This window comes from Lactobacillus sp. ESL0230 (assembly GCF_003692805.1).
GTDB lineage: Bacteria > Bacillota > Bacilli > Lactobacillales > Lactobacillaceae > Lactobacillus > Lactobacillus bombicola.
This window is the reverse complement of record NZ_REHI01000008.1, coordinates 313070-328784: the sequence shown is the minus strand read 5'-3', so window position 1 is coordinate 328784 and position 15715 is coordinate 313070. Positions and strand designations below refer to the sequence as shown.

Sequence of the window (15715 nt, the reverse complement as noted above, 5' to 3'; positions counted from 1 at the left end):
CTTAGTATTAAGTAATTGGTATTTTAAATTAAATGATTTTTGTTTAATAATTAAAATATGCAAAGATTATGATAGGGAGAGGGATAATGAATAGTATTAAGAACCACTACTTTACAGGCGAACGAATCCTTTTTGGACTTAAAAAAACCGAATTGGCAGGTATTGTTTTTGGAGAAGGTGAGTCACCGCTCAAAGAAGCGCATAATCTGAATATTAAAAATTCAATTTTCAAATGGAAATATCCTTTGTGGTATGACACCGATATTGAAGTTGAGAATACTACGTTTGAAACCATGGCGCGCAGCGGCATCTGGTATACCCAAAATATTAAAATGACGAATTCAGCCCTTCAGGCTCCTAAGTTGTTTAGAAGGTCAGCCGGTATTAAGTTAGATTACGTTCATTTTGCTAATGCTGAAGAAACAATGTGGAACTGCCAAGATATCAAAATGACCAATTGTCAGGTTAATGGCGCTTATTTTGGTAAAGATAGTGCGAATATTTATCTTGATCAGGTAAGTATTATTGGCAACTATGCTTTTGATGGCGCAAAAAATGTTGAGGTACATCATTCCACCTTAATTTCAAAAGATGCCTTCTGGAATTGTGAAAATGTGACTGTCTATGATTCCACAATTGTTGGTGAATATTTGGCTTGGAATAGTAAAAATATTAAGTTTATCAATTGTAAAATTGAAAGCAATCAAGGCTTAAATTACATTAATCAACTTAAAATGAAAAATACTAGCTTGTTTCATACAGACTTAGCTTTTGAATATGTATCAAAGCTTGATGTTGAAGTGACGACTAAGATTGACAGTGTCAAAAATCCTATCTCCGGCAAAATTGTTGCCCCAGAAATAGGTACATTAATTATTGATCCCAATAAAGTCTCTCCAGATAAGACTCAGGTTGTATGTGATAAGATCGGTATAAGAACTGTTCATTCAGATTTAAATCAGAAATCCGAGGATTAAATGATGGAAAATAAGTATGATTTTATTAATGCCCCTGATCGGCGCCAAACTGATTCAGTAAAGTGGGCTGTTCAAGCTGGGGAGTTACCCATGTCGCTTGCTGATATGGACTTTAAGACAGCTCCCGAAATTATTGCAGCACTGAAAGAAAAAATTTCCTTAGGTTGCTTTGGTTATGAATGGCCAAGAGATAATTATTTTGAGGCTGTTGCTGACTGGTATGAAAAAGAACACAATCAGCGTCCTAAAACTGAGTGGATGCTTTTTACTACTGGAGTAGTGCCAGCTATTTCTGCAATTGTGCGTCGTGTATCGCAAATTGGTGACAACGTTCTAGTACAAGCGCCAGTTTACAATATTTTTTATAATTCGATTGAAAATAATGGGCGACATGTTTTGAGTAGCGATTTAAAGTTTGCTGATAATGAATATCACATTGATTGGCAGGATTTAGCAGCAAAATTAGCCCAGCCGCTGACCAGTGTAATGATTTTTTGTAATCCGCATAATCCTATTGGCAAAGTATGGACGCAAGCGGAAGTGCAACATTTAGCAGATCTTTGCTATCAACATCATGTTATCTTACTATCAGATGAGATTCATGGCGATTTAGTCAGAAATGGTGAAGATTATACGCCGGCTTTTGCAGTTAATGGCGAAAGTCTAACTCAAGTTATTTCGCTAGTCTCCCCAAGTAAAACTTTTAATGTGGCTGCGCTCCATGCTGCTACAATCATAGTGCCTGATGCTAATTTGCGAGCACAGGTTAATCGCGGAATAAATAGTGATGAAGTAGCAGAACCAAATTTATTAGCAATTCCCGGAACAATTGCTGCTTACGAGCAAGGGCATGAGTGGCGGCAAGCTTTACTTACGCAATTAAGAGCTAATTTTGCTTATGCAACAGATTTTATTGCCCGAGAAATATCTAGTATACAAGTTGTTTCAGGGTCAGCAACCTACCTACTTTGGTTAAATGTTGGACAGTTAAGTAGCAATTCTTCAGAATTAGCGGCTTATTTACGGCAAGAAACAGGACTAGTTTTAGCATCAGGCAATGTTTATCGTGGAAATGGCAGTCAGTTTTTGCGCATAAACTTGGCGTGTCCGTTAACCATGCTTCAAGATGGCTTGAACCGTTTAAAAACAGGGATTAATTCTTGGCTAACTTTATGTAATACGAAAAAATAGAAAAAGCCTTGTTCTTTTAAGAACAAGGCTTTTTTATTAAGTAGAAGTATTATTTGTGTTGGCTATTTTGAAATTTTGTAGCTAAATCAATAGCGGTTAATACATAATCCAAACCAGAAACAACTGAGACAACTGCCTTTTTAGTGCTAAAAGTGCCTTTGAAAATCAATGGTGCTTGCGTACTAAGTGCAATAAAAAGGACAATAATTAATAAATTAGTTGCCGAAAATGGACCGCTTTTTTGATCAAAACGATTTAATAAGTTTTTAATTATGTTAATTGTTTTGGGTGAAAGTTTCATTTTGTCAGCTAGTAATCTTAAAAAAGTTTGATTTTTAAAAATAGGTACTAATTCAGCACTTGCTTTATGTGACAATTGAGTTAATTGCTGTTGTACATGTTTGTTGCTTTTAGCAAAATTAAGTAGTAATTTTTCCACTTGTTCTAAGCCTGATTGAGTCCAAGCGTAATTACGATTGAGTAATTTTTGCCAAATTTTAGGAAAATGGTTAGATGTTTTTTTTACTTGATCAAGTAGTTCTAAAGGAAAATCAACAAAATATTTTTTGATGTCCATAACTCTACCTCCTAGATGGGCACATTATAACAGGGATATTAGTTAAATGAATTAAATATACTTAGTATATATTATAATAGTTAATGTAAAATAGCGTTAGTATTAAACTTAGTTTGGCCATGGTTAAGTTAGTTGCACGTATTACTTTAGATCAAAGCCATTTTTTATTAATTTTGAGCCATTAATTAAAGTTTGAAATACCGATATAATTCATATGTACCACTTGGGCAAATCTTTGCACAATTTTTGTTACAGGCGTAATTGTGTCGCTACCTTGTATGAAGACTGAAAGTTTTTTCCCTGCTAAGCTGTCAAGTTCAGGTTAATCTGATAGATTTTATAATCAACTAAATTGATTTGGTCAAATTTTTTCCCTTGGAGCTAAGCTGCGCCCATTCGACTAGTATTTCCTGCTTGGTTAATTCCAGTACGCGCTCGATTGCTTGTTTTCCTCTTTCTGATACGATATCGGTTGCACCAAATTCTAGCGCCAATCTTTGCCGTTCTTCATGCCGGCGCATAGCAATAATTTTTTTAGCTCATAGTAATTTGGCAGCATGGTAACCGGTGACCATAACATCAGATAAAGTTAATAAATCATTTAATTGATCATCTGTATAGTCTTGTGGTTTTCCAGGAATTTTAACTAATACCCAGTTAGCGTTATGAAACGCTAACTATTCCCCCTGATAACCACCATTTGGCTAATTTCCTTTATTAAGACAATCGCCGTCAAATCCAGCTAAACAAGCAGCAATGAGTAAATGGCGCAATTACAAAGTCTCCAGGCTTTAGTTCAGTGCCGGTTTCTTCGACTTGTTCAACGACTGCAATTGCTTCATGGTCAGTTGTGGTATTAGGTTCACGCTGTGCGCGTCCTCTGAACTACCATAAATCTGATCCACAGACTGAGGTACGAACTATTTTTAAAAGAGCATCAGCTGGTGATTTGAGCTTCGGATAATCTTTTGCAACTATCAGTCCGGGTTTAATAAATGTTCCTACTTCCATCTCCTGTTAATTTATAACTTAATTAAAAGTATATTCCCCTAAAGCTACTCTAAGTCAAATATTTGTCAAGGCAAATAAATTGTTAGTTGGAATTAGGTATAGGCATATATATTGCTTTATTATTGTAAGCGCTATAAATTAAAGATAGGTTAGTGAAAGGAGATTATAATGATGGACAACAACTTAATAAATCCGTTAACTCGTTATCATGCTGATGATTTTTCCAAACAGTCACAAAAATATCCGGGAATTCAAAGTAAGATGGATCCGTTACCTAATGGTGATATGCGCGACTATGAGGGGCATAATTTACTTACTGGGCGCCATGCCTTAATTACTGGAGGTGATTCAGGTATTGGCCGAGCGGTAGCGATTGGATTTGCCAAAGAAGGTGCCGATGTTGCTATTCAGTATCTGCCAGAAGAAGCTGATGATGCCAAAGAAGTTGCAAAGCTAATTGAACAAGAAGGACAAAAGGCAGTGCTGATACCGGCCGATTTTCGCAAGCGTGGTGAAGCGTCTCGGGTGAGTGAACAGACAATTAAAGAGTTTGGCAGTATAGAATTATTGGTAATGAATTCAGCAATCCAGCAAAACTCTGCTAGCTTGGCAGATTTATCAATGGACCAAGTTCACGATACGTTTGAAGTTAACATTATTTCAATGTATGAAATGGTTAAAGCGGCTGTACCTAAGATGAAACCAGGCAGTGTAATTTTGACGACGACCTCACTGCAGGCATTTAGTCCAACACCAATTTTACTTGATTATGCTGCAACTAAAGCAGCTATTGCTAACTTTTCAATTAACTTGGCGCAAGAATTGGCACCTAAGGGGATCAGGGTCAATAGTGTTTCGCCCGGTCCCGTTTGGACACCACTTCAAGTAGCCGGGGGACAACCGACCGACGCTTTAGAGAAATTTGGTCAAGAAGAACCATTGAATCGGGCGGGTCAACCCGATGAATTAGCCCCAGTCTATATTTTCTTAGCTTCTAATATGGCTAGTTATATCACGGGACAAGTTTATGGTGTGACTGGTGGTCAATCAATTAATTAGCTTAAAAGTTATCTTGAAGCTCCAATGCTATTTGAAATCTATCAAGTAACATTTGGGGCTTTATTTTTATTTAATTTTTTGATAAACTATATTTAATAAAATAGAAAAAATAAGACAAGACGATTTTACTAAAAACTTTCATTTTGTTTTGCCAGCATTTTGGCGGCAAATTTAACAAACTTGCATTGCAAGTATATTAAAAGGGTCAGAGTGATTGACTTAGAAAAAGCCCACAAATAACTCTATTATTTAGCAAAGAAGCTGGAAGGAGCAAAAAATGGATCAGCAATGGCAAGAAATGTTTGCGGCAGCAAAGAAAGTCCAAGGCTTGCGCTTAATTGGTAATCACATGGAAGTTGGCGGTGTAGCAGCCGCTGTTTTATCGGAGTCTGGTAAAATTTATACTGGCGTTTGTGTTGATACTGCCTGTGGGTTAGGTTTATGTGCGGAAAGAAACGCCTTAATGAGTATGCTTACTCAAGGCGAAACAAGAATTACTAGAGTGCTAGCGATTATGTCAAATGGGCAAAATGGCGCCCCCTGTGGCGCTTGCCGTGAATTTATTGTTCAATTAATGGAAAAAGATTATCAAAAAGTTGAAGTAATGCTAGATTATAAGCAAGCAAATGTAATGACAATGGGTGAATTAACACCACAATGGTGGCTCTAATGAATGAAGAAACAATTAAATATTGGCAAGACTTTTGTCAAAAACATCAATTACCTCAAAATACGCCAGTTACGGCCTGGTCGTTTGGCACTACTAGTGATAAATTAGCTAATTTAGTAAAGCAAGGGCTTAAAACGGCGACGACTTCTGCATATGAACTTTACACAAAAGATGAGCCATTGCCACAAGTTGGGGATTGGAATATCATCCTTGATCAGGCTGCTAGGCCAGTTTGTGTAGTTCAAGATAAAGTAGTTGAAATAATTCCCTATGAGCAAATTTCAGCTGAGCATGCCTATCATGAAGGTGATGGTAGTTATCAAAATTGGCGCCGAATTCATGATGAGTATTTTACTAAAGAATATCAAGAAGAAGGAAATAAGGAATTTTATCCGCAAGCACCAATGGTTTGTGAGGTTTTTGAAAAGATTGATTAGTTTTTATTTAATCTTTTAACAAATATGATATAATAATTAAAAGATGAAGAAAGAGAGACTACTACTAAAATGAAAAATTAATTTCTGAAATATTATTATGCGAAAAAGATTGATAACCCATACATTTCGGTGTGTGTTTTTTTGCTGATAATCAGAAATTAGTATTGAATTTAGCTTAGGTAGTCGTATCTGACACTGGCTTTTTTGTGCACTGCTAATTTAGGTTGGAAGCAACTGTTATCAGTGCTTTTTCTTTACCCGAGAAAGCGAGTTATTAGGTATGGAATATCTCAAAATTAATCAATTGCAACTTGAATACCAAGGAGAAAAACTATTATACGTTGACAAACTAAATGTACAAGATGGGCAGAGGATTGGCCTGATTGGTAAAAACGGTACGGGTAAAACGACTTTGTTTAATGTAATCAGCCAAAAGCCGGTGATATTTAGCGTTACGGGCCAAATTCAACGTAATTGTCAATTGGCAACGGTAGCACAGATTATAAGTTACGGTAAACAAAGTGGTGGTGAAAGGGAACGACAGGAAATTATGACGGCAATTGCGCAAATGCGCCATAGTAAGAATACTTTACTATTATTGGATGAACCTACATCGAATTTAGATATTGGTCAACAGCAATGGCTCATTGAAATTTTAAATCACCTCGAAACCCCATATATTGTAATTAGTCATGATCGCCATTTTTTAACACAAACTGTCAATACAATTTGGTATTTGAATGATAAAAAAGTTATTGCGTACAAAGAATCATTTTTAAATTTTGAACAAGATCTCAAAAAAAGAAGAGAAAATGAGAAAATACAGTATCATAATCAAATAAAGCAAATTCAAAAATTAAAAAAGGCGCAGCAACGAAAGCAACAACAAGTCAATCGTGCCAATCGTAAGAAAAAACCTTTATCTTGGTCAGAATGGAAAAATCGAGATTATGGTGGTAAAGAAAAACATTTGGCGCATACACAAAAGATAATTAAGCAACGGATTAAAGAAGAAACTACAAACATAGCAAGACCATATATTCATAAACCAATGACATTAAATAATTTGAAGTGGCAATCTTCAGCTATTTCTATAAAAGATAACTTACTCCGCATTGAGCCACAAAAAATAACTATTGCCCAGCGTGAATTATTTACAATCGCAACGCAACTAAAGCTTAAAACTGGCCAAAAAGTGGCTTTAACGGGTCCTAATGGTTGTGGCAAGTCTGTTTTTTTAAGTCAGTTAGTTGCGAAAACTTTGGTTGAATGGCTTAATCCTCAAGCTAAAATTGGCTTTTTTCGGCAAGATTTTCGGCAAGAAACTAAAAATAAGAAGACTGTTCTAAGTGAAATAATGCAACTTAGTTTATTTGATAAAACAGCAACGCTTCAATTTTTAGGTGATTTACATTTACAACCCTTTTTAAAAACAACAATATGTTCTCTGAGTGGGGGACAATTAGTTTGTTATAAATTGGCACGGGTGTTATTGGGGCAACATGATTTATTAATTCTGGATGAACCGAATAATTTCTTAGATCTTGCTGCAATTAAAGCGGTAGAGAATTTTTTGAATAACTATCCTTTTGCAGTAATCTTGGTTTCACATGATCAACAATTTTTAACTAATTTGAATTTTCCAACTTGGAAAATCAAAAAGCAGCAATTGCTTCTACCAGAAAGCGATTTTAGCCAAAAAAGTATACAAAATAATGAATTAGAATTATTAAAGTTTAAGTTAGCTAAAGCTATTTCCGACCCTAATGTGGCAATCGCTAAAGTCCAGCAACTAAAGCAAAAAATAACTGACTTAACGCGGACAAAATAGTTAAAAGAGATAAGGAAGAAGGCAAATAACCCCCTAAATAAACGGATTACTATTATAATGTTATTAGTAAGAAAATGAATTGTGTAGCAAAAGAAGTGAGATAAAAAATGAAAAAACCAATTATAGGAATTTCCGGTTCAATCATAATTGATTCTGGTGGAATGTTTCCTGGCTATCGGCGCAGTTATGTTAATGATGATTATATTGATTCAGTAGTGCAAAATGGTGGTGTGCCTTTTATTATTCCATATTCAGCTGATGAGGAAGTAATTAAAGCACAAATGGAACATGTTCAAGGTTTAATCTTGTCTGGTGGGCACGATGTTGATCCGCATTTATACGGTGAAGAGTTATTGCCACAAATTGGCGAAATTTGGCCAATGCGTGATCATTTTGACATGTTATTATTGAAAATAGCAGAAAAAATGGGTAAACCAATTCTTGGCATTTGTCGTGGGGCACAAATTATTAATGTTGCCCACGGTGGTAGTCTTTATCAGGATATTACATATCGGTCAGAAAAAACTTTTAAGCATGAACAAGGGCATACGCCAGATTTACCAACGCATCGGGTAAAAGTTGAAGCAGCTAGTTTATTGGCACAGACTTTAGGTGAGACAGACTTTTTAACTAATTCTTTTCACCATCAATTAATTAAAACAGTTGCTCCTGATTTAAAAGCAGTTGCAAAAACGGACGATGGTGTAGTTGAAGGATTAGAAAATCAAACTGGTAATCTTTTAGCAGTGCAGTGGCATCCAGAAATGTTACATCGCAATCAACATGTTAAGTTTATGAATAATTTATTTAAATTTGTGATTGAGAAGGCTAGGTGATTGGATGCAAGGAAATAAAACTGTAAATGATAAATTAGGCTTTTGGTCAATTGTTTTTTTAGCAATTAATTCAATTATTGGTTCAGGTATTTTTTTAACGCCAGGCAGTGTGGTTAAACAAGCAGGTAGTAAGGCATTACTTATTTATTTGATTGCGGCAACTTTTGCGGCAATTTTAGCTATTTCATTTTCGGCAGCGGCTAAGTATGTGACCAAATCGGGGGCATCATATGCCTATGCTAAAGCAGCATTTGGGGATAACATTGGCTTTTATGTTGGTATTTTACGTTATTTTTCGGCTAGTGTTGCTTGGGGCGTAATGGCAGTAGGGGTAATTAAATCAGCTATTTCTATTTTTGGTGGCAATCCAGATAATATTAGTGCAGTGACCCTTGGCTTTGTAATTTTGATGGTAGCAATTACGGTCATTAATATATTCGGGCAAAAATTTGTTAAATTTGTAATGAATCTTGCTACAGCTGGAAAGTTAGCTGCTTTAGTTTTGATTATCGTTGCAGGTGTGACACTCTTGATCACAAGTGGTGCATCCCATAATTTAGCAGAAGTTGATCAAATTACACAAAATGGTCAAAAAATTGTCCCAACATTAACAACCACTAGTTTTGTAATGGCAATTGTATCTGCTTTTTATGCTTTTACCGGGTTTGAATCAGTTGCTTCAGGTTCAGACGATATGCAAGCACCCGAAAAAAATCTACCACGGGCGATTCCCTTGGCAATTTTTGTGATTGCAGCAATTTACATTGGCGTTGTAGCGGTAGCGATGGTACTGAATCCGCGAGCACTGATGACGACTAATCAGGTAGTTGCAATTAGTGCAATCTTTAATAATGAAATTTTACGAGATGTAATTTTAGTAGGTGCCTTAATTTCAATGTTGGGTATTAATGTCGCATCTAGTTTCAATGCGCCCCGCATTTTAGAGGCCATGGCCCGTGAACATCAATTACCAATCTCGTTGACTAAAAGAACGCAAAATAATTTTCCAATTAGAACATTTTTCATTTCCGCAGCTTTAGCTCTTTTAGTACCGTTGGCTTTTCAATATAATATGGGCAACTTAATTACCTTGAGCGCCATGGTACGTTTTCTGGGTTTTATCATTGTTCCATTGGCCGTTATTTGTTTTTATTATGGTAAAAATAAAGAGGCAATTTTACCTGCTGCTAAAAATCTTTTAACTGACATTATTGTGCCTGTTTTATCAATTATCTTAGTTATCTTCTTATTGATTAATTATAATTGGCAAGCACAGTTTGGTATTATTGCAAATGGAAAAGTTATCGGGATTAATTGGTACGCAATCTTGATGATGATTTTTGGTTTTGTTATTTTACCATTATTTATGTTCTGGTTTTCCAGAAAAGAACGGCGGCAACAGTAATTTATAGATAAATATTATGTAATTAAATAATCTTATCTTTAATTACAATATACCCCCTTTGAGAGTAGTAGCTCAAAGGGGGTATTTATTGTGGACTCATAAAATATATTTTAGAAAGTAATTAACTGTTGTTATTAGTTAAACCGTTAGTACCTAATAACTAATGCTTATTTTTAGTTTGTAGATAATGAACGCCACTATAACAAAATAAGATTGTCATACCTAAACTAGCAATTATTATATCGGTACGTGCGGATCCATTACCTAGAGTATTACCTAGCCAATTAATAATTGTTGGTGAAACAGCACAACCTATATTAACTAAAATTAAAGTAATCGTTGTTGCAAAATTAATTGAGTTTTTGGGGGCAACATTACCTAGCCAGTTGAAGATATAGGGAACCGATAGACCAAATCCGGTACCTAAGACAATAGCAGCAAATATTAACATTAGAAGATTTGCTGAAAAAGCAATTGCTAATAAGCCAACAACTTGTAAAAATAAACCAATTGGTAAAATCAAATCTTGCAATTTCTTTTTTAAATAGCCATAAGCTAACCCGACCGGAATGCCGATAAGAGTTATCATTGAAGAAACAAAAGCAACTTGACTAACATCAGCTATTTTTTGACTAATTGCTAATTGTGGTAATTTAAAAGTCATTGGCATGAAGAAGATGTACATAAAAAACATTAGTAAAGCAATTTTTATTACCTGAATATTTAATCTATTATCATTTTTAGTCATCTGATTTTGTGATGCAGCTATCTGATTTTGCTCACGAGGCAGTGGCACTAACCAACTGAATAAAACTAAAATTGGTAATGCAGCTAAATAAATTAAAAATGTAGTGTGCCAACCCTGTCCAGCTAAACATCCTACACAGAATGAAAAAAGTGCCGCACCAATGCTTCCCATTGAATTTTGAAATCCTAGCATGGTTGATAATTCATTACCCTGATAAAATTTTGCTAATAGGCTAACCGCTAATGAATTAAATAAACCAATGCCTAAACCTAATAAGAAACGGGAAATTAGAATCATGTAATAATTTGTAGAGTATATAGGATAAGTACCTGCTAATAAAATAATTAATAATCCAGATATAATTGTCGGTTTACTGCCAACTAGTCTTATTAAAAATGGGCTTAGTATTAAGCCGATAACAATTCCAATATTAGGAATAGTACTTAAGGTTTCGACGCCGGCTCTAGAAATAGTAGGAAAGGACGAATACATTAAAGGCAATACTGGTGAAATTTGGGGAGCAATCATTAATAATAGTGAAATTGATAATAGGGCAATCTTGAATAATCCAGATTGGGGATTTGCTTTTTTCATATAATTCCTCTTTTCTAAAATAGATACACTGTTATTTTGATTTTTAGTAACTTAGATATGGCGTTGAGTAACTCTTTTTATTTGCATACTTGTTTTTCCATAATTAGCAACTAGTGCTCGATTCATTGAGCGGACGCCGCTAAAACCAGTATTGCTTGCAATAGTAGTTAATGTATGGGAGGTATTACAAAGTTCATGATAAGCTTTTTGTGCTCGATATTTTTTAAGATATTTTCCTAAAGTAATCCCCATATTTTGCCTAAAAATTTTTTGTAGATATTGGCGTGCTAAATGGCAATTATCTGCAATGTCTTGTAGTGAAATTTGTTCTTGATAATGAGTTTGAATAAAATCTAATGCATTACGTAAATGACCAGTAATAATTAAGTTATCAGATAGACGACTGTTATTATCTCGCGGCTCTAGGAAATATTTGAGTAAAATTTCGAGAACTTGGTAGCTCAGGATAGTTAGTTCTAAATTTTTAAATGTGTCACTATTATTTAAACTGATGGTTATCATTTGACTAAGCAGAGTTTGTAGGCGGTAATACTGGCTTAGCTGATTAAATGCTAACTCTGATACATTTTTTAAAACAATCAGATAATGATTTATTTCGGGAAACATACTCAAAACTAGTGAATAAGGGAAAAGTATCGTTAACATCAAATCTGTTTGTTTATTGTTAATGTTTTGTATACTGTGAACGATTTGTGTATTAATAACTAGAATTTCACCTGGGTGTGTTTGGTAATCTAGACCTTCAATTATAAAATGATCAATTTTACCTCTCATGGTAAAGCTTAATTCAATGCTTTGATGCCAATGAGGTGGAACTTCAGTTTTTCCTGGCTTTTGATGCACTTTAATATAAATTGGTAATTTATCTAGTTGGACTAATTCGTGTATATCAGTGTTCATATTTTCTACCTTTATAAAAAATGATTAAACACTTAGCTCCTATGTCAACCATTATTTCGTTAGCTTGCTCATGCATTAATTTATGTATTTTCGGAAAAAGTTTAATTCGTCTAAATTGCATTGTCTGGCTAAATCATCTTTTTGATTAATGTGAAATACATGTCCACGCAGATGGTCAGTATCACCATAGAAATGCATTTCATGAAAAATATTTTTAGCAGATAGATACCCAGAAAGTGTAAAGGCACTGTTTCGTAAAAAATCGCCATTACTAGTCATTAAAAAAATTGGTGGTAACGCTTGAGTTAAGTAGCGTTCTACGTTCAATTGATCATGCTTAGTTAAACGAATTTCTGGACGAAAGTAAGCTTCTGGGGCACCAACTATTAAGTTAGTTTCTGTTAAAAAGTACAGACCACAATTTAGTGCGGCTGCTTTAATGGTTAGATTGGGTAAAGCATAGCCAAAATATTTACGATACTCATTATTAGTATAAATTGCTAAAATCTGTTCTGCCATCTGTCCGCCAGCACTGTCGCCGACAATGAAGACATTATTAAGATCAAACTGGTAGTTGTTGGCATTTGTACTGTCTGCTATCCAATGAAAAACTAAATTTAGATCATCAAGTTCACCAGGATAGACTACATCGGGCGCTAAACGATAATTGGCGTTGACTACGGCAAAGCCCGCTTTAGCTAAAGCAAGACAGTAGAATTGATATGTTTCTTTTGTACCATAAACCCAACCGCCACCATGGATATTAACAATTACAGGCAATTTTTGGTCGGTTCTTTTTTTGGGTAGATAAACATCAAGCGACTGAAATTGCGGTACGACCCCGTAGGATAGATTGTCAAAGCGCTCAACTTCAGGAATTTGTGTTGGTAATCCTGCATCGCGTTTATCATCTCCTTGTTTAAATTCAGTACGCATTTTATTAACTAATTTTTGATAGTCTGGTTCAGTCATTTTTTACTCCTTTATGAAATCGCTTTATTTAATTTTAATCCATTGCAAGCAAAAAAAAAGTGCATAAAGGCACTTTAAAATGGCAAATAGTAATAAATTTAATCAAGAATGTTTAGTAATAAATTCTTGATACGCCTGATTTTCAACTGTCGATTTAACTTTAAATTTAGTAAAATCAATTACATTTTGATGCAGCTCATTTTCAGCAACTTCGATGTAGTGAGTAAAAGTGGCATTACCAATTAGTTCAATCCAATAATGATTATTATCCTGATGAACAATAGTTTGTACAAAGCCTCCTGGATTAGTGACAGTAATTAGGTTATTAAACAGGCAGTTTTGGGGATAAGTTAGGGCATGAATTAGACTAGCTGCCGACATGCCAGTTCCGCAGGCATTGGTAAAACCAACGCCACGTTCAAAGGTGCGGACAAAAAGGCGTTGAGGATTAATAATTTGGGCAAAACTAACATTAACGCCATCAGGGAAATAAGGATTAGATCGATTAAGCTGGGTTCCCAATTGTTTTAATAAATCTGTTTGCATCAGATCGGCTGATACTATGCTAATCAGATGAGGATTAGGAACAGCAACTGCCGTAAATTTCAAGTTAGCAGCAAATTCGGGAACGGGTTGATTAATTAGCTCTTTTTTGCCTAAATTGCTGAAGGGTAAGTCTTGCTGCTGAAAACTAACCGGGCTAATTTCCACACTAACTGCTTTGACGTGTGGTGCCCAATCTGGCTGACAACTAACTCTTAAATTAGCTTGGGCAGTTTCGACGATTAAATTTTGCTGCTGATATTTTTCTGCTAAATAGCGCCCGACTGTTCGTAATCCATTGCCACACATTGAGGCAATAGAACCGTCAGCGTTAATTACCTGCATTTTGCCACAAGCACTAGGTTGAGAAGATGGGCTCACGACTAAAAGACCATCAGCCCCATTTAAAAGATTGTGCGAATTAGTTAATTGCTTTGTTAAATTGACTAGTTCCAGTTGGGTAAATGCTTGATTAAGTTGTGTTTGATCAAGTAAAAAAAAGCTATTTTGTGAACCATGAACCTTTAATAGTTGTACCATTTTTACTCCTCCGGAAATTAATTGAAAAATTGTTGATAAATTTGTTTAACGGCTATCGGGGCATCAGCTTTTTTAGTGCCTAACATGATTGATATACGCGAAGCACCTTGATTAATCATATGGATTGCAACCTTCTTTTTGGCTAATGGTGCAGTAATGCTTCTCATGGCGCCAATTTTATTTCGCATTCCTTCTCCCACTACCATAATGATGGCATAATCATCAATCCATTCAAGATAGTCAGGTTTTAGAACTTTTTGGATTTCATCACACATATTTTGCTGAATTGCTGCTGTAAATTGCCGTTTATCAAAAATAACCGTTAAATCATCAATTCCAGAAGGCATATGCTCGTATGAAATTTTAAACTTGTAAAATATTTGGAGTAATTTAAGCGTAAAACCCAATTCTTTATTCAATAAATATTTATGTAAGTATAAAGCGGCAAAATGATTAGAACTAGCTACGCCTGTAACTATATTTTGTGCTAGGAAATTTTTTGCGGGTACAATTTTAGTCCCAGGTAATTCGGGATAATTAGTATTTTTAACATTAATTGGTATTTGACCTTGAATGGCTGGTATAAGAGCTTCATCATGAAAGACAGAAAATCCAGCATAGGATAATTCTCTTAATTCGCGATAAGTCATAACTTTAATAGCGCAAGGATTATTAACAATATGGGGGTCGGCTGCATAGATTGCATTAACATCAGTAAAATTCTCGTATAAATCGGCTTGTACTCCACGCGCCCAAATTGCTCCAGTAATGTCTGAACCACCACGAGAAAAAGTGGCAATATCCCCTTTTTTTGTAATACCATAAAAGCCTGGAAAAATTAATAATTGATTAGTGTGATGCCATTCATATAAATTGTGATAGGTCTGAGGTAAGATTTGAGCATCATTGGCACTATCAGTGACCATGAATTTAATATTTTGAGGATCTAAAAAGTGGGCTGGTAGCTTTTCTTGTTGCAAAATTAAGGCTAATAACTCAGCACTTAATTTTTCTCCTTGAGCTTTAAAAGCAGCAATTAGAAAATCAGAATTACGATAATTATTTTTTGGTAAATCAAATAGTTGCTGTTTTAGCGGTTGTAGTAAGGCAGGTGTTATTTTAAAATAAGCTGCTATTTCTTGGTATCTTGCCCAAATTTCTTTAATTACAGGCTGATAATTTTTTTTGGTTAAATATTGTTTAGCATATTTTATTAATAAATCTGTTACTTTAAAATCATCAGCAAATCTTTTACCAGGAGCAGAGGTAATAATAATTTTACGTGCAGGATCGGCCTTGATAATATTAATAACTTTTTGAAATTGTGTTCCATTAGCTAGCGAACTACCACCAAATTTAACGACTTTCATTCCTAATCCCTTTCTTAAATTAAATTAATTTTA

At 34.8% G+C, this 15715-nt stretch carries 14 protein-coding genes and 1 pseudogene; 8 read left to right on the top strand and 7 right to left on the bottom strand.

What is annotated here, in order from left to right; genetic code table 11:
- Positions 1-86 precede the first annotated feature (86 nt).
- Together F5ESL0230_RS08050 and F5ESL0230_RS08045 are read left to right on the top strand one after the other, a co-directional pair.
- On the top strand, positions 87-977 hold the full coding sequence (locus F5ESL0230_RS08050; RefSeq protein WP_122022337.1) for a DUF3737 family protein: 891 nt from the start codon (positions 87-89) through the stop codon (positions 975-977).
- On the top strand, positions 978-2168 hold the full coding sequence (locus F5ESL0230_RS08045; RefSeq protein WP_122022336.1) for a MalY/PatB family protein: 1191 nt from the start codon (positions 978-980) through the stop codon (positions 2166-2168). It begins immediately after the preceding gene.
- A 49-nt stretch (positions 2169-2217) separates the two neighbouring features.
- Here F5ESL0230_RS08045 and F5ESL0230_RS08040 read toward each other — a convergent pair whose 3' ends face one another.
- Together F5ESL0230_RS08040 and F5ESL0230_RS08595 are read right to left on the bottom strand one after the other, a co-directional pair.
- A complete protein-coding gene (locus F5ESL0230_RS08040; RefSeq protein WP_122022335.1) occupies positions 2218-2745 on the bottom strand; it encodes a hypothetical protein in 528 nt (175 codons plus the stop codon).
- A gap of 416 nt (positions 2746-3161) precedes the next feature.
- A pseudogene (locus F5ESL0230_RS08595) lies at positions 3162-3756 on the bottom strand (alcohol dehydrogenase catalytic domain-containing protein); the annotation flags it as partial.
- Between the two features lie 168 nt (positions 3757-3924).
- Here F5ESL0230_RS08595 and F5ESL0230_RS08035 point away from each other — a divergent pair.
- The 6 genes from F5ESL0230_RS08035 to F5ESL0230_RS08010 all read left to right on the top strand — a co-directional run bounded on the left by F5ESL0230_RS08035 (position 3925) and on the right by F5ESL0230_RS08010 (position 9994).
- Complete coding sequence (locus F5ESL0230_RS08035) at positions 3925-4815, top strand: SDR family oxidoreductase (RefSeq protein WP_122022334.1); 891 nt, start codon at positions 3925-3927, stop codon at positions 4813-4815.
- Positions 4816-5092: 277 nt separating this feature from the next.
- Positions 5093-5485 (top strand): cytidine deaminase, encoded by a 393-nt coding sequence (locus tag F5ESL0230_RS08030; RefSeq protein WP_233551668.1) that lies wholly within the window; start codon positions 5093-5095, stop codon positions 5483-5485.
- The gene (locus F5ESL0230_RS08025) at positions 5485-5922 is read left to right on the top strand and encodes an ASCH domain-containing protein (RefSeq protein WP_122022333.1); all 438 of its coding nucleotides are present in this window, start codon (positions 5485-5487) and stop codon (positions 5920-5922) included. The genes F5ESL0230_RS08030 and F5ESL0230_RS08025 overlap by 1 nt, the downstream gene beginning before the upstream one ends.
- A gap of 280 nt (positions 5923-6202) precedes the next feature.
- Entirely contained in the window at positions 6203-7753 is a 1551-nt protein-coding gene (locus F5ESL0230_RS08020) for an ATP-binding cassette domain-containing protein (RefSeq protein WP_122022332.1), read from the top strand.
- Between the two features lie 107 nt (positions 7754-7860).
- The gene (locus F5ESL0230_RS08015) at positions 7861-8589 is read left to right on the top strand and encodes a gamma-glutamyl-gamma-aminobutyrate hydrolase family protein (RefSeq protein ID WP_090092647.1); all 729 of its coding nucleotides are present in this window, start codon (positions 7861-7863) and stop codon (positions 8587-8589) included.
- A 4-nt stretch (positions 8590-8593) separates the two neighbouring features.
- Entirely contained in the window at positions 8594-9994 is a 1401-nt protein-coding gene (locus tag F5ESL0230_RS08010) for an APC family permease (RefSeq protein ID WP_122022331.1), read from the top strand.
- 160 nt (positions 9995-10154) lie between these two features.
- Here the strand turns inward: F5ESL0230_RS08010 and F5ESL0230_RS08005 are convergent, their stop codons facing one another.
- From F5ESL0230_RS08005 to F5ESL0230_RS07985, 5 genes are all read right to left on the bottom strand, one after another.
- Positions 10155-11336, bottom strand: a complete 1182-nt coding sequence (locus F5ESL0230_RS08005) for an MFS transporter (protein ID WP_122022330.1) — start codon at positions 11334-11336, stop codon at positions 10155-10157.
- A gap of 51 nt (positions 11337-11387) precedes the next feature.
- Positions 11388-12257 (bottom strand): AraC family transcriptional regulator, encoded by an 870-nt coding sequence (locus F5ESL0230_RS08000; RefSeq protein WP_122022329.1) that lies wholly within the window; start codon positions 12255-12257, stop codon positions 11388-11390.
- A 75-nt stretch (positions 12258-12332) separates the two neighbouring features.
- Entirely contained in the window at positions 12333-13229 is an 897-nt protein-coding gene (locus tag F5ESL0230_RS07995) for an alpha/beta hydrolase (RefSeq protein WP_122022328.1), read from the bottom strand.
- A 102-nt stretch (positions 13230-13331) separates the two neighbouring features.
- Positions 13332-14312, bottom strand: coding sequence for a diaminopimelate epimerase (gene dapF, locus F5ESL0230_RS07990; RefSeq protein WP_122022327.1), 981 nt, complete (start codon positions 14310-14312; stop codon positions 13332-13334).
- A 17-nt stretch (positions 14313-14329) separates the two neighbouring features.
- A complete protein-coding gene (locus F5ESL0230_RS07985; protein ID WP_122022326.1) occupies positions 14330-15682 on the bottom strand; it encodes an aspartate kinase in 1353 nt (450 codons plus the stop codon).
- Positions 15683-15715: the final 33 nt, after the last annotated feature.